Genomic DNA, 22,847 nt, shown 5'->3' on the forward strand with positions numbered 1-22,847 from the left:
TCTGTTCTATAACTGAAACTTCCTTTTCACTGCATCCACCAGGAAATCCGCGGTGCCTTCCACACCAAGGAAACTGCTGTCCACAAGAATACTCTTATGATTCTTGTCATCCGGATGATAACCCGCATACTGCATGTGATAGGAATCACGGGCTTCATCAACAGCCACGATCATTTTTCTGGCCTCTTCAACCTCAATATTCAGGTCCTTTACACAATGCTCCACACGAACCTCATACGGCGCATAAATATAAATATGCATGGCGTTTTCCATCTCTTCCAGAGTGAAATCCGCACATCTTCCCACAATAATACAGGTCTCTTTTTCCGCAAGAAATTTAATAATATTCTGCTGCGCCTCAAAAATTTTATCCTGTGTATTGCTGGTTCCCTTTCCAAGAGGAAACATCATTCTTGCAAAAGGGCTGACTTTGACTTTTTTCGCAGTCTCTTCCACTTCATCCACAACAGACACCGGAAGATTCAGCTTCTTTGCAGCCTGATCCACAATATCCCTGTCATAATATTCAATCCCCAGTTTTTCCGCCATCTTTTTCGCGATAGGACGCCCCATGCTTCCAAACTGTCTGGTGATCGTAACTACGTACTTACTTTTTCCCATATGATTTCCTCCAATTTAAGAGACACATCCTTCCGATATACCCCTGAAAAACGGCAAAGCGGACATTTTCATTCCGCTTTCCCTTTGCATTTAATGTTCATACCATCCGACGATTCCCGGATTCAGATTAATATTGATCTGCTTGATCTCCTGATACTCCTCGAGACCCTGAACGCCCAGATCACGACCGATTCCGGACTTCTTGTAACCGCCCCACGGAGCTTCATTAAATGCCGGGTTATAACAGTTGATCCAGGTAATACCTGCACGGATCTCCTTGATCACCCGAAGCGCTCTGGAACCATCGGCGGTAAATACCGCTCCAGCCAGACCATACTCCGTATCATTTGCCATGTCAATGGCCTCCTGCTCTGTCTTAAACGTCTGGATGGTCACAACCGGCCCGAAAATCTCCTCCCGGACAATAGTCATATCCGAAGTACAGTTATCAAACACCGTCGGTCTTACATAAAAACCTTTCGCACATTCCCCTTCTGTGTAACGCTCGCCGCCGCACACAAGAGTAGCACCTTCCTCAACACCCTTCTTAATATATCCAAGAACTTTATTCATATGGCTCTCAGAAACCAAAGGCCCCATATCCGGATTCTCCATAGGATCTCCAATGGTGATGGCATTTGCTTTCTTTGCAAGACGTTTCACAAATTCATCCTTGATACTTTCCTCGATGATAATTCTGGAACCTGCGGAGCACACCTCGCCCTGATTCAGGAAAATACCGATCATAGCCCATTCCACTGCGCCGTCCAGATCCGCATCTGCAAAGATCACATTGGGTGACTTTCCGCCAAGCTCAAGGCCGATCTTTTTTACATTACCTGCTGCCGCACGCATGATACTCTGTCCAACTTCCGTACTTCCGGTAAAAGTAACCATATCCACATCTTTGCTCTCCGCAATGCGGTTTCCTGTGATTCCGCCAGGTCCAAGGATCAGGTTCACGCTGCCCTTCGGCATTCCGATCTTCTCAAAAATCCCAAACAGTTTCACACAGGAAAGCACACAGTTGGAACTTGGTTTAAACACCACACTGTTACCTGCTGCAAGAGCGGGAGCCAGTTTCCACACACCCATCAGCAGCGGATAGTTCCATGGAGTGATCAGTCCGCACACGCCAACCGGCTCATGAACTGTATAGGAATGCATTTTTCCAAAACCTTCATTTACTTCATAAACGCCGCCCTGTGGCATTTTTAAAAGTCCTGCATAATAGCGGAAACAGTGAACTGCGTCATCCACATCTGCCTCTGCCTCTCTTAAGGGTTTTCCATGATCCATGCAGTCCAGCTTGGCAAAATCCTCTTTTTCCGCATCAATGGCATCTGCGATCTGAAGAAGGATATCCGCTCTTGTCTGGGAATCCATGTCACGCCATTCCCTTGTCACATAAAAAGATCTCTTCGCTGCTGCGATCGCTTTATCAACATCCTCCACATTTCCTTCCGTCACCATGGCAAGAACCTCACCATTTGAAGGATTTAATGTAGGAACTGATTTTCCTGTGCTGCCTTCTACCCATTCACCATCAATAAACATTTTCTGAAGTTCCATAATCGTCCTCCTTTTATTTTCTTAACCAGTTCAAATAATTGACTCATTTTATAATCTTCTCATTCCCTCTTCTGACTCGCGCGATCACCGGATTTTCTCACCCTCAAAATAATTCGCTTCCACCTTCATCTCCCGGATTTCTTCTTTATCCACTTCAAAAAGATCTCCGCTGAGAACAATGATATCTGCCATTTTTCCCGGCTCCAGGGTTCCCATGGAATCTTCCACATGATAAACACGGGCTGCGCCGGAAGTATAAGCTTTCAGAGTATCTGCCATGGAGATTTTTTCCCAGGGGTTGGTGGATGTCAGGTTTCCGTCATCATCTCTTCTTGTAACTGCCGCATAGATCGTCGTAAAGGGATCTATAGTCACAACCGGATAATCGGTTCCAAGTGCCAGCGCTCCTTCATGCTCCAGCAAAGTCCGGAACGGCCACTGAAGCCTTGCCCGTTTTTCCCCGATCTGGTTCACCTTTCCATTTGCCGCAAGAGTTACATGATAAGGCTGGACCGAAGGAATTACCTCAAGCTCCGCAAAACGATCCAGATCATCGGGATGGATATTTTCGATATGCTCGATGGTATTTCGAAGACCATGCTCCCCGTTCACTTCCGCAGATTTTTCAAAAAGATCCAGCGCCATCCGCACGGAACCATCTGCGATACAGTGAAGCCTTACCTGGATCCCCGCCTTGTTCGCCGCAATGATCTCTTTCTTCATTTTTCGCTCCGGCCATAACGGAAGACCCTCGCCGCAGGTCTCCGGCTTATCGGTATAAGGCTCCAGAAGAAGTCCTGTATAAGTCTCCGTCACGCCATCAATAAATCCCTTTACCCCCGCAATGTGAAAATGCGGGGAATCAAAATACTTCTGAAATTTAAAATACTTCGAAAATTCCGTATATCCAAAAAGTTTCATATAGGAAAAGATCTGCGCCTTAAGGCCCTCTCCCTCGTCCAGTTTTTTCAGGATATCGTATTTTTTCAGGGTTTCTTCGGTGTAATCATCGGCAAACATTTCGCTTGCCGCGGCAATTCCGTTGTCAGCCAGAACATCCTGAAAATTCCGGTGGATCTCCAGCATCTCTTCCTCCGAAAACTCCATATATTTTTTCTGAGCCGGTTCACATGCTGCCGGTTCCAGAAGAAGTCCGCTTAATTCACCATTTTCAAACTTTACATTTACACCGTTATCCATTTTCCGGTCCGGATCGATCCCGGCCTCTTCCAGTGCTCTGGAATTCAGCCACATGCTGTGACAGTCCGCACAGAAAAGATACACCGGCCTGTCAGGAATGACCTCATCCAGAAGCCTTTTATCCGGAAGCGGCTCGTCACCCCAGTTTGTGATAAACCATCCGGAACCACGGATCCTTTTGTAATCCGGATGGGCCTTGGCAAATTCTTTTATGATCTCTACACATTCCGCCTGGGAACGTCCTTTTCCCAGATCCGAACACACATATCTGCTGCCATCAATTGCTCCGGAAAAAAGATGGGTATGTGCATCCAGGAAAGAGGACATAATCATTTTTTCTCCGTAATCGTAAAGAGGCCAGTCTGCATAATCCTTATCTCTCTGGAAATCCCAGGGAAGAACTGCCTGGATCTTTTTGTCCTCTACCGCAATGGCTGCCGGTCTGGGGAAATCTTCAAGACCTGTAAAAACAGCTTTACTTCTCAGAATAAATTTTCCCATAAGCCATCCCTCCTACATCACAAAACCACAGATCAGAAATCCCGCAACGGAAAGTACACTCGCAATAATTACATATGGAAGCTGTGACAGCGCATGCTCCATATTGTCGATACCTGCACTCTGGGAAGAAAGAAGTGTCGCGTCTGTATAGAAGCAGGCGTGGCTTCCGAATGCACCACCGGAAATGATCGCTGCCATAATGAGGATCGGGTTTGCGCTGATGGCTGCACCAAGCGGAAATACGATCGGTGCAACGACTGCACTCATGCCCCAGAGAGAACCGGTAGTAAAGGTAAGTGCCGCAACCAGAACAAAAGCGATCGCCGGGAAAACCGGGCCCCAGAGAAGCGGTTTAGCAACAGAAATAATAAAGTCTGTCATTCCCATTCCTTCTGTCACTTTCTGAAGAACAAAAGCAACTACAAGAAGGATCAGGATGGGAAGCATATCTGCAAAGCCACGGACGATCAGGTTAAAGAAATCATCCAGTGCAACCACTTTCTGCGGTACATAAAGCATGAAACAGATGATCAGGGAAACCACAACTGCCAGAAGCAGGTTACTGGTCGCAATAGCGATGGCAACCAGCACGCCCATCGGAATCACGAAATTCCAGATGTTACCATCTTCCTCATAACCTTTTCTGTCATCATGGTTATATTTTCTGCTGGCATCGCTGTAAACCTTACCAGTCTCCTCCACACGTTTATAGGCTTTTTTCATTGCACCTAGCTTCGGCATCACACCCAGCGCAAAGAGGAAAACAATGGCAATGGTAAGAATCGGATAAAAGCAATACGGAATCGCGTGGATATAAGCCTGGATACCGGTTTTAAATCCCAACGCCTTCACACTTGCCTGATCAATAAAAAGACTTGCGTAAAAAACAGCCCATGTGGAAAACGGAAGCAGTACACACACCGGAGCACCGGTGGCATCCAGCATATAAGCCAGCGCCTCTCTCGGGATCTTACGTTTGTCGCAGACACCTTTCATGCAGACGCCGATGGAAAGCACATTCAGATAATCATCCACAAAGATCAGGATACCCATAACAAAAGTAGTAAGAAGGGTTTTTCTCTCCGTGTTACAGAATTTTGAAACCAGTTTCTGAAAGCCAAAAGTACCTTTCGACTCCTGAAGAAGAGCGATCAGACTTCCAAACAGACCACACACCAGAACGATCCATACATTTTCAGCAAGCACATCCTGGATCAGCGTACACCATTGCGGCAGGAAATCCTTCCCATACATAAATATGGCCGCCAGAAGAGAACCTCCGATCAGAAATTCCACACATCTTCTGGTTGCGATCGCACCGACGATAATAACCAGAAGAATAAAAATTGCAATCAGTCCAGTATTCATTTTTTTCTCCCCTTTCTTTCTGCCGGACAAAAAGGGACATACCCGTCAAACGGATATGCCCCTTTGCATCAACAGACTTTTTCGTGAAACAAAAAATGGCGTATTCATTGCGCTGCCGCAATCAATACACCATCGTACGTTTCGTGCTTTTATTATTTTGATACTGATATACTATTATTTTTCAGTCTCTGATACAATGCTTAATTTCGGGAGTTGAATTAATGTTTTTCAAGTATATATACTTGATTTTAAGTATATGTGATAGTATACTGATTTTAACAAAATCTTGTCTGAAGAAAAGGAGAACCCTCATGGAAAAAAATACCTTCCTGATGATCAACGACATAATCTACGATCTCTATTCCTGCACCAGCCTCAACGAGATCAAGGCTAAATTTCTACATCGCCTGAAAATGGTGATCCCTTACAGCTACGCCAGTATTCTTCTCCATGAAAACACCGAAGACCCTGATACTATCCGTCTCACCAGTCCCATTTGTATCCCAGAAGCTTTCATCGAAGCCGAAAATGAATACATGAAGGTAGCCGATGAAGATCATCTTCTCTGGCTTCTCCATTCCCGTGAGCCTCGTCTTGTCCGCGAGAGCGATCTGCTGGAGGATCAGCAGCGTCTGAATTCTCCTCTCTATGTTCACTGCTACCGGAAATTTCACATTTTTGATTCCATGCAGTATGCCAGTGTCTACCATCAGGAACTTCTGGGTGTCCTTACGCTCTTTCGCACGGAAAAGGATGGGCCTTTTACCAATGAAGATATGTTCTTCCTTCAGGCTATTGGCATGCACTTGAACGCAGTGCTTTATCAGATCGCCCACCAGCAGCCTCAGGCCTCTAGTCTTAGGCAAACTCTCGGACGCCTGAAGGCTAATAACCATCTTACTGCCAGAGAGCTTCAGATTGCAGAGCTGATCTTTCAGTATCGAAACAATGATGAGATTGCCAGGTCCCTGGGGATTCGTGAAAACACTTTGCAGAAGCATCTGCAGAATATTTTTCGTAAAACTAATGTGACTTCCCGGTGGGAGCTTTTGCGATTGCGTATGCAGTAGTGATGTTGGAAGGGGATTCGAATAAGGGACTCCCGGGAGGCGTGTCCTCCCGGGCTGTTTTTTTCAAATGATGGGTGTGAAAAAGACTCTGTAGTTTCCTGATCTCGGATTAACTACAGAGTCTTCAATTTAGGTCTGATCAGTCGTGTAAGCCATTCTGTTCAAAATCTCTGAAAAGGCTGGCTTCTCCATCATCAGCAAATGCATCTGCATCCCCCTGATCGGAGTCATCCTGTCCTCCCTGGATATCTGGGATATCTGCATCCTGGGAATCCTGGCTATCCTGTGCCGCGCTTTCATCAGAGCTGTCCTTACTATCCTTGCTGGAACTGTCATCCTTACCAAGTTTCACAGTAAGTGTCTTCTCCTTATACTCATTACCATCCAGAACCGCAACCGTAACATCAATCTTTTCCTTCGGCTCATAATACTGAAGCAGCTCAACCAGCTGATCAATACTGGTAATGGTCTTACCATCAAACTCCGTAATAACCATATTCTTGGTAATACCTGCATCATCGGCAGGGCCGCCTTCGGTTACCTCAGAAACAAATACACCCTGCGGGATGCCATAAATCTGTACAGCCTCAGTACTTACCGTGCTGCCTGTGATACCAAGGATACCATGGTTATCCACTTTATCTCTTGCCTTGGCATTCATCATGTTCTCAAGAGAATCCGCAACATCTGAAATTGCAATGGCATAACCCATACCTTCAACCTCAGTAGAAGCAAGCTTGGAAGAGTTGATACCAACAACCTCACCATCCATATTCAGAAGTGCACCACCACTGTTACCGGGATTGATAGCCGCATCTGTCTGGATCAGGTTCACGCCCTTGTTGATACTGCTGCTGTTATCTGTAGAATCACCCTCGATCTGTCCTGATGCATCTGTCTTACGGTTCTTAGCACTGACAATACCGGTAGTAACGGACTGGCCATAGCCAAGTGCATTACCAATGGCAACAACCTGCTCACCGATCTTCAGATCATCAGAGCTTCCGATCTTTGCAACAGAAATCGCATCCATTGTATCATCTGAAACATCCTTCGTTGCAACAGAAACAACTGCAAGATCCTCGTTTTCATCAAAGCCCTTTACTGTAGCTTCATAAGCACTTCCATCTGCAAAAGCAACGGACAAAGTATCCGCACCATCTACAACGTGATAGTTTGTAGCGATCAGCAGCTCAGAATCTGTTTTTCCGATAATAATACCGGAACCGCTTCCCTGAACTTCCTGCTCCTGGCTCGGTGCATACTGAGAGCCAAACATACTGTAATAATTCTGAACCTCCTGAACAGACTTGGTTGTGATGGCAACTACAGAAGGCATTGCCTCCTCAGCAACATCGGATACATCCAGACTGCCCTTTGTATCAGAAGATTTTGTATCTGTTGTATCTTCGGTACTCTTATCTGATTTTTTCTCAGATTTCATAAGAGTCAGCTTCTCAGAGCTGTCGGTTGCAGCCTGTACAGACTGTGCTCCTGTGAAATAGTTCACTCCTTCATATGCGCCAACTCCAATGCCACCTGCAAGTACTGCACACAGGCTGATGGTTGCACCTTTCTTCATCATTTTCTTTATTTTTAATTTTCTGTTGTTATTCATGATTAAGTCCCTCCCTGGAAAAATTTCTTCTCTGTTTCCTTTTGATGCTTCAAAGTATAGGGTTTAATTGTGTTTACTTTGTGGGAAAAATGTGTTTTATTTGTTAAAACTTTTCACAGACATCACGATCACAAACCATGCAACCTCAAGAAGAACGATCATTCCACCGGGTTTCAGTCCCGCATAATAGGAAAGAAAAAGTCCGGCAATGGTCGTACATACCGCCACAACAATGGCACACACCAGAGTCCCCTTATAACTTTTTGCCATCTGCATTCCGCATGCCACCGGAACTACCAGCATGGAAGAAACGATCAGGGTTCCCACAGTACGGGACGCAATGGAAACGGTCAGCGCCGTGAGAATCGTAAAAAGAAAATTAATATTCCGCACGGAAACGCCGGAGATCCTTGCCGCATTTTCATCAAATCCGATATAAAACAGCTCCCTGTAAAAAAACAGCACCGCTGCCAGAACCAGCACGCTGATCACAACTACCAGCGCCAGCTCTCCTTCACTGATGGACACAATACTTCCAAATAAAAAGCTGTTCAGACTTGCACCGTTTTCCACAAAACCAGACAGCACACCGGCAAGTCCGATTCCAGCGGACATGACAATGGAAATCGCCACCTCGGAATAACGCGGGATTTTTTTGCGGATTGCTTCAATTCCAAGTGCTGCCACAATACACATCACTACCGCACCAGCCACCGGGTTCACTCCCAGGATCAGTCCCAGCACAACGCCGGCCAAAGAGGAATGGGAAAGTGCATCTCCGATCATGGACATCCGTTTCAGAACAATGGTGATCCCGATACAGGGTGTGATCACTGCCAGAAGGATTCCCACGAGAAAAGCCCTCTGCATAAATCCATACTGTAAAATACTCATACCTCGTCAATCCTCCCCTCTTCTGCCTTGAAGAACCGATTTGCCCCTTTGAATTCACCGGAATTTCCATGAGTAACCATAAGGATCGTCAGCCCCTGTTCCTCATTCCGCTTCCTCAGAACTTCTGCAAGTGTTTTCACAGAAACCATATCCATTCCTGTGGTAGGCTCATCCAGGATCAGGATCTTCGGTTTTCCTGCCAGTGCACGTGCCAGCATAACCCTCTGCTGCTGTCCTCCGGAAAGATCTCCGATCCTTCTTTTCCAGAACTCTTCCATTTCCATCTCCGCAAGTGCGGCTTTCAGACGTGGAATCTCTTTTTTCACCTGAAAACGTGCCTTCCATGAAGAAGAATACACACCTGTCATCATAATCTCTTCCACCGTAGCCGGAAAATTCTGGTTTCTGCTGATACTGTTCTGCGGAACATATCCCAGATCTCCTTTTCCAAATGTGGCAGAAATATCTTTTCCATTTACGGTAATACTTCCCTCCTGGGCCTTCAGCTCACCCAGAAGAAGCTTCAGAAACGTACTTTTTCCACTTCCGTTCTCACCGGTAAGAATGGCATAATCCCCATCCTTTACTTCCAGGTTTACCTGCTCCAGCACAGGCGTCCCCGTGTAGTGGAACGAAAGATTCTCTATCAAAATTCCCATAATTTCTCCTTTTTCAGTTCAGCGCCTTCTGCAACGCTTCCAGATTCTTCCTCATCACAGAAAAATAATCCTCGCCGGCTTCTATATCTTCCTCACTCAGTCCCTCAATGGGATTCAGCACAGCCGTCACCGCATCCACTTCCTTGGCCACTGTCTTCGCCACCTTGGGGCTTGCCAGTTCCTCAAAAAATATGGTATGGATGTCGTATTTTTTCGCATATTCGATCACTTCCTGCATCTTGGCAGGATCAGGCTCGGAATCCGGTGTCAGGCCTTCAATGGCCAACTGTGTCAGGTCATAGGCATTACACAGATACCCGAAAGCTTCATGAGCCACAATGATATCCCGGTTCTTCGTACCTTTCAGGCCATCCCGGAATTCCTGGTCCAGCTCATCAAATTCACCGGCATATTTCTCATAATTTGCTTCGTAATAATCCCGGTTCTTGGGATCCGCTTTTACAAAAGCATCTTTAATATTCTCCATCTCCTGCTTCGCCCGCATAGGGTACAGCCAGACATGAGGATCTTTTCCGTCGTCACCATGAGCATGATCATGGCCTCCATCCAGAAGCTCCACACCATCTGATGCTTCCGTCACCACCAGATCCTGATTCTCCAGGGTATCCCGTACATCCTCCGCCCAGTGTTCCAGATCTGCGCCATTGTAGACAAAAACATCCGCATCCTCAAGATTCCGGATATCCGTTGCCGCGGGTTCCCAGTCATGGGGCTCCGTTCCCGCAGGAACCATATCCTTCACCTGGATCTTATCGCCGCCCACCTTCCGGGCAAAATCATACATGGGATAAAAACTGGTCATCACTTTCAGCCGGCCATCATCCGCAAATGGCTGCCCAACCGTCCCGGCTCTGGAAAGTCCATATCCGGTCACGCCACTCACCACAAGGAGCGTTGCCGCCAGAACTGCTGCCGCAGCCATCTTCCCTCTGTCAAAATTCATTTTTTAAGCCTCCTGCAGCTGTCACAATATCCATAAAAGATCGTCCGGCTCTGGTCGATCTCAAATCCGTGTTCATCCAGCACATGTCCCACAAAATGATCGATACATCCGCACTGCAGAGGAATGGTATGTCCACATTCCAGGCACACAAGCTTACCATAATTCTTCCGTTCCTCATCCCGGATAAACCGATACTGGGCAGGTGCACCTTCCACAGACGGAACTTTCAGCACCGCTCCCTCTTTCTGCAGACGCTCCAGACCTCTGTACACCGTTGTCCTTCCGATCTGGATCTCTTTTCCACGAAGAATCTCCATAAACTGATCAATGGTATAAAATGTATCTCCATATTCCTGCAGGCACTCCAGAATCATCTTCTGCTGCCTGGTACTGTATTTCATTTTTTCTTCCATATAATTCTCACTCTCTTTCAACAACTGCCTTCTATGACAGATTTGAATTTGAAAACCGTTTTCATATTACATTTAAAAAAGATTTCCGTCAAGATATTTTTTTGTATCATATGTTACCGATTTTTCCACCGGCACATGCTATCCTTTCTCCATCACCTGAAGACAGGGATAAAAAACACAGAATTACTCACAATAAAAAAAGCAGGTCTTCCTTTTCAAAGACCCACCCACTTACCACAGGAGGTATACATTATGGAACCAAAAATGTTTTGTTATCAGTGTCAGGAAACCGCCGGATGTTCCGGCTGCACCATCTCCGGTGTCTGCGGCAAAAAACCTGACGTAGCCGCCATGCAGGATCTTCTCGTTTACGTAACAAAAGGACTTTCCGCCATCACCACCGCACTTCGAAGTGAAGGCCGGGAAATTCCTTCTGATATTAACCACATGGTGATTCAGAATCTTTTCACCACCATCACAAACGCAAATTTCGACAAGGATTCCATTGTTGCAAAAATCAGCGAAACTCTCTCAGCCAAAGAGCAGCTTCTCACTCAGCTTTCTGACAGAAAAGGACTTCCTGCCGCCGCACTCTGGCACCCGGAAAGCCCTGCGGACTATGAGTCCATGGGATATGTCACCAGCATTCTTGCCACAAAAAACGAGGATATCCGAAGCCTCCGCGAGCTGATCACCTACGGCCTGAAAGGACTCTGTGCCTACACCAGCCATGCAAACGCCCTTCTCCGTGAAGATCCGGAACTGGATGCTTTTATCCAGAGCACCCTGGCAAAAACCCTGGACGACAGTCTCACCGCTGAAGAATTAACAGCTCTCACTCTGGAAACCGGAAAATTCGGTGTCCGTGGCATGGCCCTTCTCGACCAGGCAAACACCGAAACTTTCGGCAATCCGGAGATCACAAAGGTAAATATCGGCACAGGCAAAAATCCCGGAATCCTGGTTTCCGGTCACGATCTTCACGATCTGGAAATGCTTCTTGAGCAGACAAAAGGAACCGGCGTTGACGTTTACACTCACTCCGAGATGCTTCCGGCCCACTACTATCCGGCGTTCAAAAAATATCCGAACTTTGCAGGCAACTACGGAAATGCTTGGTGGAAACAGAAAGAAGAATTCGAAAGCTTTAACGGTCCCATCCTCATGACCACCAACTGCATCGTTCCTCCAAAGGACAGCTACAAAGACCGGATCTACACCACAGGTGCCACCGGTTATCCAGGCTGCACCCACATCACTCCGGGGCCTGACGGCAAAAAAGATTTCTCCCAGATCATCAGCCACGCAAAACGCTGTGCAGCTCCAACAGAAATCGAACATGGCGAAATCGTCGGGGGTTTTGCCCACAATCAGGTGATCGCCCTTGCCGACCAGATTGTAGAAGCTGTGAAATCCGGCACCATCCGTAAATTCGTGGTCATGGCCGGCTGTGACGGACGTGCAAAATCCCGAAGCTACTACACCGATTTTGCCCAGGCCCTCCCAAAAGATACCGTGATCCTCACCGCAGGCTGTGCAAAATACCGTTACAACAAACTGAACCTTGGAGACATCAACGGAATCCCACGTGTTCTGGATGCAGGCCAGTGCAACGATTCCTACTCCCTTGCAGTGATCGCCATGAAACTTCAGGAAGTTTTTGGCCTTGATGATATCAATGAACTTCCGATCATCTACAATATCGCCTGGTATGAGCAGAAAGCCGTGATTGTTCTCCTGGCACTGCTTTCCCTCGGGGTAAAAAATATCCACCTTGGACCAACGCTTCCGGCATTCCTCTCTCCAAATGTAACCAAAATTCTGATTAATAATTTTGGTATCGCAGGAATTAACCGTGTGGAGGAAGATATGGAACTGTTTTTCGGGAAATAATTTTTGGTATGTTCGTATAAAAGCACTTTATCTCTGCCTTCTTTTATGATAAAATATAACCAAGACTTAACCAACAGAAAGAAGGTAGACCTCTATGAAATCACAGCGACTGGACATGATCGAAGAATATGTGCTGGAGCATAAGAACGCTTCTCTCGATACATTATGTGAGAAATTCAACGTATCCAAAAACACCATCAGAAGAGATGTCGACATCCTTCTGAAACGTGGCAGTATCATGAAAGTATATGGCGGTGTCGCAGCACTTGAGACTCCACAGACACTCCCCCTTCTGTCTTATGAAGAGCGTGGCGGACGTTTTCCGGAAGAAAAGAAAGAAATCTGCCGCCGTGCCGCAGAACTTGTGGCAGAAGACGACACCATCTATATCGATACCGGCACAACCTGCCTGAACCTGGTTGATTTTATTGCAGATAAGCACTGCACAATCCTTACCAACAGCCTGCTTATCTTCAACAAGGCAGCATCCTATCCGAACCTGGACATTATTTCCGTTCCCGGAAAACTGAACCGGAAAACCCTGTCTTTCACAGGGCCGGATATCAATGATTATCTGCAGACTTACAACATTTCCATGGCTTTTATGGCCTGCACAGGTGTAACAATGAAGAGCGGACTCACCAATGCCAGTGCCGAAGAATACATCACAAAGAAAGCCATTGCGGAAAACGCCAACAGCATGATCCTTCTTGCAGATCATTCCAAATTCGGCCGGATCTCACTTATGACCTATTCTCCGATAGAAAAGCTGGATGCTATCGTCACAGACCAGCCACTACCTGAAGAATACGACACTTTCTGCCAGGAGCATGGTATTCGTGTTATGACCACTGACTGAACAAAATAACCTCTTATTCTGACATCAGAAAACGTGTATCTGTAAATTCCCCAGAAAGGAATTTACAGATACACGTTTTTCTTTACATAAAAACAGTGCACCTGCCGGGAGTTCAGCAGATGCACCGTTTTTGAATATGTTCTTTTCAATAGAGGATTTTATCTAAGAGGCAGAACTTACGTGGTCTGCCTTACAGTGTCATAGATTTATTTACGAAGCGTTTTTATGCCTCAGTACTTCCTTCCCATGTGCCGACTTTTCTCTTTCCGGCAGCTTCATCAAACCAGTGTGTTGTAACTGTTTTTGCTCTTGTGAAGAAACGATATCCGTCTTTTCCAAGAACATGCAGATCACCAAAGAAGGAATCTTTGTTTCCGGAGAATGGGAAGTATGCTGTCGGAACCGGAATACCAACGTTGATTCCAACCATACCGCCGTCTGTCTCCATAGCGAATTTACGGCTGTAGTATCCACTCTGTGTAAAGATACAGGAACCATTTGCAAATGGGTTGGCATTCATAATTGCGATGCCTTCCTCATAATCTTTTACTCGTTTGATGCAGGTTACCGGTCCGAAGATCTCACGGTTTCCAACTGTCATCTCAGGTGTTACATGGTCAAGAATTGTCGGTCCTACGAAGAATCCGTTCTCATATCCAGGAACTACTACATTACGTCCGTCAAGTACAAGCTCTGCACCCTCATCGATACCTTTCTGGATCCAGTTGCAGATTTTCTCCTTGTGGCCTGCATTTACAACAGGGCCGAGATCTGTAGCTTCATCATAAGCACATCCAAGTTTCATAGCTTCTGCTTTTTTCTTAAGAAGTGCAACAAATTCGTCTGCAATACTCTCCTGTACGCATACAACCGGAAGAGCCATACATCTCATACCAGCGCATCCATATGTGGAGTTGATGATTGCGTTAACAGTAGCCTCAAGGTTGCAATCCTCAAGTACAAGTGCATGGTTCTTCGCCTCACACTGTGCCTGAACACGTTTGCCATGAGCTGCTGCTTTGGAGTATACCTGTTTACCAACGCCTGTTGTTCCTACGAATGTAACAGCCTTTACTCTCTCATCTGTAAGAAGGATATCAGCCTCTACACGGCTGCATGTTACAAGGTTTACAACACCTTTCGGGAATCCGCCTTCTGTATAGAAGAGCTCCATGATTCTCATAGCTGTCAGTGGTGTCTGGGAGCTTGCTTTCAGTACTACTGTATTTCCACATGCGATGGAAAGCGGAACCATCCAGCCCCATGGGATCATTGCAGGGAAGTTCATCGGAACAATACCAGCAGTTACTCCAAGTGGTTTGCGGTATGTAGCTGTGTCATATCCTGTAGTTACCTGCATTGCAGCATCACCCTGGATCATTGTTGGCAGTGCACATGCCTCTTCTGTAGGCTCGATTGCTTTCTGAACATCTCCTCTTGCCTCTTTGATGTTCTTTCCAAGCTCTTTTGCACAAAGTACGGAAAGTTCTTCTTTATGTGCATAAAGAACGTCTCTCCATCTGAACATATACTGCTGTCTCTTTGCAAGAGAAAGTGAGGACCATTCCGGGAATGCAGCCTGTGCGGAAGCAATTGCCTCTTCTACTTCATCTGGTGTACAGCAAGGAACCTGTGCGATTACCTCACCTGTACTGGAATCTGTAACATCCATGTATTTCTCTGCTTTTGACTCTTTCCACTCACCGTTTACACAGTAACCCATTTTCTTAATCTCAGCCATTTTCAAGATACCCCTTTCGTGTTTATCTTTTATTTTTTCATTACATAAATTTCTGTCGTTCTCATTTCGTTCTGGTCACATATTATCATTTCTTTTTGTCTTTGTCAATATAGTATGGTTATATTTTGAGTATATCCACAAGAATATGTGTTAATTTATTCACATTTTATGATATTTCAGATACACTATGTAAACTCTTGTAACAGTCGTGTTTATGGTGTAAATTCATGTCCCATCTTTCTGCTTTTTTATTCAATATTATTGCAAAAGATACTCATTTTTGTTATTTCCGTAACATGCACCCGGAACGGTGCCCGAAACAACATCCGAAAAATACACCATTATTGCTTTTCACACCCCCGCAGGGGACTTCCTTAATTTAGGTCAAGCGGATATTCGTAATCCGCATTCGATTAAAAAGTAATAAAAAAGAGCAAAAATCCTCGTATATTTCAGTAAGTCAAAAATACATTTGTACGCACAATGCGTACACTATCATTTTTTACCCAACCACCGGTATTTCAGACACCTGGAACCAGCAGATATCATCTCAATTTGCCATTTAAACAAAAAAAGACATGAAATAACATATTTTCCATACATTATCTCATATCTTATCATCGTTATAATTTCTGCGGATTCCGGATTACCCAAATATTGTCTGCACCAGAACCATATAAAGTACCGTGCCACCGCCTATGCTGAGCAGCGTGCTCTTCTTCCATTTATGTAACACCACAATAAACAGAATGGCAATCAATTCCGGCAATCCAAAGTGAGTACTTTCCGGCACATCTTTTAAGCAGAACACTACCAGCAATCCAATCACTGCATAAGGCAATACTTTTCCCAGATAGGTAATCACAGCCGGTGGTTCTTTTCCTTCCGGAAATATGATAAACGGCAGAAATCGCGTTGTCATAGTTCCCAGAACTACTACAGCAACGGTTATAATCTGCTGCGTTATTGTCATAGTCATTCTTTATCCCTCCTGTATACACTCTTTTTTTCTTTTCTCCCCATACTTCTTCATTCCCAGGAAGCATAAAATAATGGATGCCATTGCCGGAAGGATAAAACTATCACTTCCAAAGAGTATCAGGCAGATTACAGAGCATACAACACCTACCAGTGCAGGTTTATGATCTTCTGCCTCTTCCCACTGATTGATAAACATAACTACAAACAGCGCAGTCATAACAAAATCAATGCCTTTTGTATTGAAATGGATCACATACCCCAGAAGTGCACCGGAAGTCGCACCAGCCACCCAGTAAAACTGATTCAGTGCATTGACAAAGAACATAAACCATCCTCTGTCCACATCTTCCGGAGGATCTACGGTACAGTTGACCGTAAATGACTCGTCACACATTCCAAAAATAAGATAAAACTTCTTCCATCCTGTATTCTTATATTTCTCCAGCATGGAAATTCCATAAAACAGATGTCTTGCATTTACCATCAATGTCAAAAAGAATGCATACACCGGATTAAACGCTGACAAAAGCAGATTTGCCGTAACAAATTCCATGGAACCTGCGTAAATAAAAAAGCTCATGCACAACGGATATACAAAGGAAAATCCCTTGCTTCGCATCATAAATCCATACGACATTCCCAGAAAAAGAAAGCCCACACAGATAGGCAACGTATACGGAAAGGCTGCTTTAAATGCTTTTTTCTTCATGCCTCAGATATTTCCTTTCATTCATTTCCACGTTATACTTTACTTTTTCCTACCGGAACTGTCAAGAATATCCATCAGCATTTTTTTGCAAACGTTTTCATGCCTGAACTTTCCAGATCTCACGATTTTCATCCAGCGTAACGATATCTCCTTCGTTGATATCTCTTTCATACAAACGTTCATCATCATGCTTCAGACTGATTTCCCGTCCATCTTCACTTTCCAGTATCACCACCGACATAAGCCTTTCTCCAGGCTGCCGTTCTTCGCATCCAAAATTCATATCCTCTTCGATTCTGATTACTTTATACTGCATAATTCAGGCCGCCCTCTTTATAATTCATCCAACAGCACATCATTCACTGCCTCGTAAGCATCTTCCAGTGCGTCCAGCGCTTCTGTCAGCGTATCCATTTTCCGACTGTCTGCATGATCTTCCTCATATGCATCAATGACTTCTGCCATAACGTCTTTCAGCTCTTCCAGTGAATTGGCAATATCCTGCAGTTTCTGATCCTTATCTTCTCTTGATGTGATATTTACAATTTTGCTCATAATTTTTCTCCCTTCTGTTCTGTTTTGCTGATGATTTATTTTATTATACCACATTCATAATCCACTCCGCTACCTGACCTCTCTGAGCAAAAAAGAAGCCCGGATTTCTCCGAACTTCTTTTATATGTTTCACGTGAAACATTATGTTTTTTATATCTTACCTGCTTGCAAGCAGCCGCACCATGCATTCTTTTAATTTACTTTCATTGACCGGCTTTGTAATATGTGCATCCATACCCGCTGCGCCCTGAATCAGCTCGTCACCGGCATTATGTCCCAGTGTATCATTTATCCCTTTCAATCCATTTACATCCAGAGCAGCATAGACAAACTCCGATTCAAGGGACATTCCGTTCAGATCATCCTTGTAGGCTCTCCGGTTCAGGCATATTCTCTACGATAGAAGAAATCTCATTTTGCTTTACTTCATTCAGCAGCCGCACCGGTTTAATCCCAACCTGAACCATACGGGTACCGGTTTCATCCCAGGTGATGGCATACATCATCTTTTTTCCCTCGGAAGTATTCGGTGTGACATCCTGGCACATAGTAAGCGTTTTGTCTTCCAGCATTGGCTTAAAATATTCCATCTGATCTCCGGAATCAAAATTGTAGCCGTAATATTTCGGTATGGTACCGCTGTAGATTTTTCCCGTAGTATCAAACAGATGAATTTCGTCTACAGACATAAGATTCGCAATCTTTTTCAGCTCATCTACATTGTTCTCAGCATCTGGATTCGCATTGATAATATAGGCAACTGCTTTGGCACGTACAATATAGTCCTCTTTCAGCGACGTGATCATATTTTTCTCGTCGTCTTCGTTCTTCTCAATTACATTGACTACCCGGTCCAACAGTACCTCTGACATTTTCGCTGTATTTTTGTTGTTGATCCAGTTCAGAATAGCCATCTGGATAACCAACGCCATCAGAATAAGCCCCAGCGCAAGAAATACGATTTTATCTAATTTTCGTATTTTATCGTATTTTATTTTCTGCATTTCTGCTCCTAACTGATGCTCTGCTGATAAACGCAGAGCATAAAAAACATGCCCTATAGTATCTTTACGTTGTACTATAGTGCATGTTTACATTGAAATCTATGCAACTGGCTGCCATTTTACAGGCCCTATAGCTTTGCGTCACAGTCTTTCAGCTGTTTTGCCTTTTATGATCATAGTTATTTTCTATAGTAATTATAGCTCATTATCTACGATCATTTCAATAGCTGTTCGCAAAAATATACATTCGCCTGTTTTTTGAAGTTATTTCTGTTTTGTTGCCGCAAATCCGATCAGATAGAATACTGCTGCCACTACCATGGCGTTTACTGCCGCGATTCCTGCATGGATCAGATTGGCTGCCACCGCACCTGCCACAACACCTGCCAGATTAAACCAGTTGGCTGTCTGCAGCGGTACATTTTTTTCTTTATATTTGTCACGTCGGAGGAAGAAGTCCAGAATTACTGTGATGCCGATAGGTGGCAGGGCACAGTTGAGGATATTCAGCCATCCTGTAAAATTATAGTATAACCAGATCGCAAGTGCGGTTCCGATCACACCGGAAATACAGGTAGCAATCTTCATTCTTGTATTGGTGATATTTGAGATTGCAAGTCCGCCGGTGTACAGTGCGTTGTTGTTGGTTGTCCAGATATTGGCTCCCAGCACGATGATCGCCGGAATCGCAAGTCCCTGTGCGATCATAACATAAAAGATATCATCTTTTCCTGTGAACGCACCACCGATAGCTCCGAAACAGAACATCAGGGTATTTCCAAGGAAAAATGCAATTACAGTTGTCCATACGGCAACCTTGTTATTCTTCGCAAAACGAATAAAGTTCGGTGTTGCCGTACCACCGGAAATAAAAGATCCGATTACGTATCCAACACCGGTAAATAAAGTAATTGATCCCACAGACTGATTAAATACTGCTGCCAGACCACCGCCGTCTGCTGCCGCTGTCACCATGGAATATACTCCCAGGATCACGATCAGCGGCACGGAAATCGTACTTACGATCTCCAGCGCTTTCATTCCTGTGGCTGCGGTAATAGTCATCAGAAGACCTGCCACAATCGTCAGAACCCATTTATTGATTCCCAGTAATTCTGCAGTTGGAATGGAAAACATGGCAACACCGACACCAAACCATCCGATCTGTGTGAGGCCAAGTACCAGTGATGAAAGATAAGAACCTTTTTTTCCAAAAGCTCTTCTGCACAGAAGATCCATGCTCATTCCTGTATCAGAACCAATGTACGCAAGAATTCCGCAGTATGCGGACAGGATCACACCGCCAATGACACAGGCTGCCGCAAATCCGTTCAGATCCAGTCCGTTTCCAAGTTTCGCGCCGACACTCATGCTTGCGGAAAAGAAAGTAAATCCCAGCATTACAAAAAACATGCTGCGGAATCCTTTTCTCGCACTTTCCGGCACTGCTTCCATGGAATAATCGTCATCTGCCGCAGTTACCTGGGGTTTTGTTTTTTCGCTCATTTTTACTCCTTTGTTTATCTTATACTGTTTTCAGTTACTCTGTGGAGTGTTTTCCCTTACACACTCCGCCCTTTCCCGTCTCCTTTCTTTTGTTTGCTGTGGAGATTATAACACAAATCATTTCTCTTCTGCAGTTTTTTCCGCAGATGTTTCCGTTTCCCGTTTTTTTCTAAGTTCTACCTTTTTGATCTCTCCCAGGATCTCCACTCCTCTCACCAGAGATCTCGGTTCATTTCGTAAAAGCTCGTATTCTGTCACATAACCGCATTTTTTGTAGATATCCAGGATCGCGCACAGTTTTTTGTTTACCGCATGTACTTTATTCTTCCAACCCCGGCTCTCGAACCGTACTTTTCCCCGGTCGCTGACAAACCGGACATCCTGCTCAAAATTTTCTCTGCGGATATCTGCCATGGGCAGGATTCCCTCTTCTGCTTTCATGGCATAGTAGCGAATTCGCCTGCCATCTGCATTATTTCTGGAGTTTCTCATGATCTCAAGACGCTGGATCAGGATCCTTTTCAGGAGTATCATCTCATCTGTACTTGAAAACTTTACATTCTCCAGAAGTTTTTTTCCTTCTTCACTGTTCTGAAATTCCTGATCCGGAAACATTGTTTTAAGGAGCGCTGCAGGATCAAGCAGTTCCCGGGACACGCTAATCATCTGCCCGATATCTTCTGCATATTTATAGACCGGAAGCTCCCTTCCTTCCAGAAACCAGTATGCTTTTCCGTTTTTTTCCACTGCTACGGGAATCAGATAATCTGCTACAAAACCTTCCAGTGGCTTTCCTTTGTCATCTTTCAATTCCCGCATCTGGACCTCTTCACTGTAATCGATGGCGATGGTGGTATTCCGAAGCTTTTCCAGGGAATCTCGAAGCCTCTGCTCTCTTTTTTGTATCCTGCCTTTTGTACAGTAAAACCGTACTTTCTCGTCTCCGGACATTACCCGGAGTAAATCTGTCAGGGTTAATTTGGAACAGTTTGCTCTGTACAGGGTGTAGACCGCATCATAAACAACCGCGTCATAGTAGGAAAATGTCACGCTCTCCATTTCTTCCGGAACGGTAATGCGGTATCTGCATGTCATATTTTTTCCGCGGCTGCCTACCTCTGCAATATTCAGCTCATTCAGTTCAAATTTATTTTTGTATATTTCCTGAAATACTTTGCATATGTTCATGTAAATATTATCAGGTATTTTCATGGTTATTCTTTCCTCTCTTCTGTTGCGATTCCCGGAATATTACAGGAGACTTCGAAATTCTTCTGCCAGACGTGCTCTTGGATCATCCGGATATTCCAGATTTGTATTTTGAGTTTGTGGGCGTTCTGATTCCGGAACTTGTGTTTCTGTATTTTTCAGTGAATCCGAATTGGCTTTCACGTCCTGCGGTACTGCGGCTTCTGAATCAATCCCGCTCTTTTTCGGTAAAACATTTACATTCTCCGTATTTTTCTTATTCGATTTTGTTTCACGTGAAACATTTTGGGCTGATTTTTTTCCGGACGCTCCTTTTTCTGTGTAAAGATCTTTCGCTGCATGGAAATCCACACTTACATTCGCCTTCATTCCGGATATTCCATATCTCTGTTTCAGAAAAACAATCTCCTGCTCCCGGACCTCTTTCGACATTTCCTGTTCATAATTAAATTTGGGCTGTCGGATATTTCTTGGCTGAAGTCCCAGGATCACGCTTGCAGAGTACTCGATTCCTCCTGTCTCCTTAAAGGAATCCATTCTCAGAGATCGCTGTTCCTCCCGGTAAGACTCTCTGTTCAGGGAACTGATCACAAAAACCGCCAGGTCATACTTGTTGGAAAGACCGCTGAGCTCATTAATATTCTCATCATTTTTCTGCCGCTCTGTAGCATTCCTGTTTCCTGTGCAGGAAGAAAGAATCTGCAGGTAATCTACAAAAACCACAGGCTTTTCTTTCTTTTCGTTCATGAACATTTCCACATCCTGAACGATATCCCGGCCCGAAACAGAAAGCTTTTTACGCTCTTTTATGTACATCTTGTCAAAACTGCCGCTGATCTCTTTTCCCACTTTTTCTACCAGCTTCCAGTCTTTTTGTTTCCCTGTATTGTTTTCTTCTCTGAGGAACCAGTCTGCGGTCAGGGAGCTGTTCGGATATCGCATATGAATGGCACGGTTTAATATTTTTGCCTCCATACGGACCGATGGCATTTCCAGGGAATAAAACAGTACCGGCGAACCAGCCGCTGCAATTTCCGAAGCGATCTGCAACGCAAAGGTACTCTTTCCCATTCCCGGCCTTGCGCCAAGAAAAGTAAGACCTGCATCCTGAACAACAAAAATAAAACCATGTGTTTGATTTTTCATTAAATTTTCTCTTTTAACAAAAAAAGGGCACTTCGGCCCGCTTTCGCTCACTTTAACTCACAGGTAAAAGCTGTCTGTACAGATATTGGTATCCGCAGTATGTGAAGAAGTCGGACACGTCGGTCCCTGCTGCTGTGGCATTGCATTGCCCTTTTACAACAAAAATCCCAACAGAACAGAAAACACAAAAAGCTAAATCGCAGCGCAGCTGCTCTGTCGGGAGAAACAATGATAATAAAAAACTGAATAAAGCGTACCACACCATATGCAGACAACAGGAACTGAAAATCAATACATATCAAATTCCTTTCTACTACAATATATTTATGGTTAATATCCCTTACAGCCAGTAAGGAATTATCCA

General features: G+C 44.7%; 22 protein-coding genes and 1 riboswitch. Of the genes, 3 read left to right on the top strand and 19 right to left on the bottom strand.

Annotated features, from left to right (window positions below; genetic code table 11):
• Positions 1-6: 6 nt before the first annotated feature.
• The 4 genes from G5B06_RS03220 to G5B06_RS03235 form a co-directional block, all read right to left on the bottom strand.
• Positions 7-621, bottom strand: a complete 615-nt coding sequence (locus G5B06_RS03220) for an AAA family ATPase (protein ID WP_173771325.1) — start codon at positions 619-621, stop codon at positions 7-9.
• Positions 622-711: 90 nt separating this feature from the next.
• The gene (locus G5B06_RS03225) at positions 712-2,193 is read right to left on the bottom strand and encodes an aldehyde dehydrogenase family protein (protein WP_173771327.1); all 1,482 of its coding nucleotides are present in this window, start codon (positions 2,191-2,193) and stop codon (positions 712-714) included.
• 84 nt (positions 2,194-2,277) lie between these two features.
• Entirely contained in the window at positions 2,278-3,894 is a 1,617-nt protein-coding gene (locus tag G5B06_RS03230; RefSeq protein WP_173771329.1) for an amidohydrolase, read from the bottom strand.
• A gap of 12 nt (positions 3,895-3,906) precedes the next feature.
• On the bottom strand, positions 3,907-5,262 hold the full coding sequence (locus tag G5B06_RS03235) for a Na+/H+ antiporter NhaC family protein (RefSeq protein WP_173771331.1): 1,356 nt from the start codon (positions 5,260-5,262) through the stop codon (positions 3,907-3,909).
• Positions 5,263-5,573: 311 nt separating this feature from the next.
• Here G5B06_RS03235 and G5B06_RS03240 point away from each other — a divergent pair, with 311 nt between their 5' ends.
• Positions 5,574-6,332 carry a helix-turn-helix transcriptional regulator gene (locus G5B06_RS03240; protein ID WP_173771333.1) on the top strand — a complete coding sequence of 253 codons (759 nt, stop codon included), beginning with the start codon at positions 5,574-5,576 and terminating at the stop codon, positions 6,330-6,332.
• Positions 6,333-6,471: 139 nt separating this feature from the next.
• Here G5B06_RS03240 and G5B06_RS03245 read toward each other — a convergent pair whose 3' ends face one another.
• The 5 genes from G5B06_RS03245 to G5B06_RS03265 all read right to left on the bottom strand — a co-directional run bounded on the left by G5B06_RS03245 (position 6,472) and on the right by G5B06_RS03265 (position 10,880).
• A complete protein-coding gene (locus G5B06_RS03245) occupies positions 6,472-7,950 on the bottom strand; it encodes a S1C family serine protease (RefSeq protein ID WP_173771335.1) in 1,479 nt (492 codons plus the stop codon).
• A gap of 96 nt (positions 7,951-8,046) precedes the next feature.
• On the bottom strand, positions 8,047-8,844 hold the full coding sequence (locus tag G5B06_RS03250) for a metal ABC transporter permease (protein ID WP_173771337.1): 798 nt from the start codon (positions 8,842-8,844) through the stop codon (positions 8,047-8,049).
• A complete protein-coding gene (locus G5B06_RS03255) occupies positions 8,841-9,503 on the bottom strand; it encodes a metal ABC transporter ATP-binding protein (protein ID WP_173771339.1) in 663 nt (220 codons plus the stop codon). The genes G5B06_RS03250 and G5B06_RS03255 overlap by 4 nt, the downstream gene beginning before the upstream one ends.
• Positions 9,504-9,516: 13 nt before the next feature.
• Positions 9,517-10,467 carry a metal ABC transporter substrate-binding protein gene (locus G5B06_RS03260; RefSeq protein ID WP_173771340.1) on the bottom strand — a complete coding sequence of 317 codons (951 nt, stop codon included), beginning with the start codon at positions 10,465-10,467 and terminating at the stop codon, positions 9,517-9,519.
• A complete protein-coding gene (locus G5B06_RS03265; RefSeq protein ID WP_148445585.1) occupies positions 10,464-10,880 on the bottom strand; it encodes a Fur family transcriptional regulator in 417 nt (138 codons plus the stop codon). Before G5B06_RS03265 ends, G5B06_RS03260 begins: the two co-directional genes overlap by 4 nt.
• A gap of 252 nt (positions 10,881-11,132) precedes the next feature.
• Between G5B06_RS03265 and hcp the strand changes: the two genes are divergently transcribed.
• Entirely contained in the window at positions 11,133-12,773 is a 1,641-nt protein-coding gene (gene hcp / locus G5B06_RS03270; RefSeq protein WP_173771342.1) for a hydroxylamine reductase, read from the top strand.
• 94 nt (positions 12,774-12,867) lie between these two features.
• On the top strand, positions 12,868-13,632 hold the full coding sequence (locus G5B06_RS03275; RefSeq protein ID WP_144092680.1) for a DeoR/GlpR family DNA-binding transcription regulator: 765 nt from the start codon (positions 12,868-12,870) through the stop codon (positions 13,630-13,632).
• 223 nt (positions 13,633-13,855) lie between these two features.
• On the opposite strand, the gene G5B06_RS03280 is transcribed toward G5B06_RS03275, so the two are convergent.
• From G5B06_RS03280 to G5B06_RS03325, 10 genes are all read right to left on the bottom strand, one after another.
• Positions 13,856-15,373 carry a CoA-acylating methylmalonate-semialdehyde dehydrogenase gene (locus G5B06_RS03280; RefSeq protein ID WP_148445589.1) on the bottom strand — a complete coding sequence of 506 codons (1,518 nt, stop codon included), beginning with the start codon at positions 15,371-15,373 and terminating at the stop codon, positions 13,856-13,858.
• A 646-nt stretch (positions 15,374-16,019) separates the two neighbouring features.
• Positions 16,020-16,346 carry a branched-chain amino acid transporter permease gene (locus tag G5B06_RS03285; protein ID WP_274602816.1) on the bottom strand — a complete coding sequence of 109 codons (327 nt, stop codon included), beginning with the start codon at positions 16,344-16,346 and terminating at the stop codon, positions 16,020-16,022.
• Between the two features lie 9 nt (positions 16,347-16,355).
• Positions 16,356-17,063, bottom strand: a complete 708-nt coding sequence (locus tag G5B06_RS03290) for an AzlC family ABC transporter permease (RefSeq protein ID WP_173771346.1) — start codon at positions 17,061-17,063, stop codon at positions 16,356-16,358.
• 97 nt (positions 17,064-17,160) lie between these two features.
• Positions 17,161-17,379: a hypothetical protein gene (locus tag G5B06_RS03295; RefSeq protein WP_173771348.1), complete on the bottom strand. Its 219-nt coding sequence runs from the start codon at positions 17,377-17,379 to the stop codon at positions 17,161-17,163.
• Between the two features lie 17 nt (positions 17,380-17,396).
• Positions 17,397-17,618, bottom strand: a complete 222-nt coding sequence (locus G5B06_RS03300; protein WP_148445595.1) for a hypothetical protein — start codon at positions 17,616-17,618, stop codon at positions 17,397-17,399.
• A gap of 157 nt (positions 17,619-17,775) precedes the next feature.
• A complete protein-coding gene (locus G5B06_RS03305; protein WP_173771350.1) occupies positions 17,776-17,967 on the bottom strand; it encodes a diguanylate cyclase domain-containing protein in 192 nt (63 codons plus the stop codon).
• A 10-nt stretch (positions 17,968-17,977) separates the two neighbouring features.
• Positions 17,978-18,622, bottom strand: coding sequence for a hypothetical protein (locus G5B06_RS03310; protein WP_173771352.1), 645 nt, complete (start codon positions 18,620-18,622; stop codon positions 17,978-17,980).
• Between the two features lie 99 nt (positions 18,623-18,721).
• A riboswitch (cyclic di-GMP riboswitch) is annotated at positions 18,722-18,797 on the bottom strand.
• An 89-nt stretch (positions 18,798-18,886) separates the two neighbouring features.
• Positions 18,887-20,128, bottom strand: coding sequence for a cytosine permease (gene codB, locus G5B06_RS03315; RefSeq protein WP_173771354.1), 1,242 nt, complete (start codon positions 20,126-20,128; stop codon positions 18,887-18,889).
• 117 nt (positions 20,129-20,245) lie between these two features.
• Entirely contained in the window at positions 20,246-21,340 is a 1,095-nt protein-coding gene (locus tag G5B06_RS03320; RefSeq protein WP_173771356.1) for a hypothetical protein, read from the bottom strand.
• Positions 21,341-21,379: 39 nt separating this feature from the next.
• Entirely contained in the window at positions 21,380-22,483 is a 1,104-nt protein-coding gene (locus tag G5B06_RS03325) for a DnaB-like helicase C-terminal domain-containing protein (RefSeq protein ID WP_173771358.1), read from the bottom strand.
• Positions 22,484-22,847 lie beyond the last annotated feature (364 nt).

Source organism: Blautia luti, assembly GCF_013304735.1.
Taxonomy (GTDB): domain Bacteria; phylum Bacillota; class Clostridia; order Lachnospirales; family Lachnospiraceae; genus Blautia_A.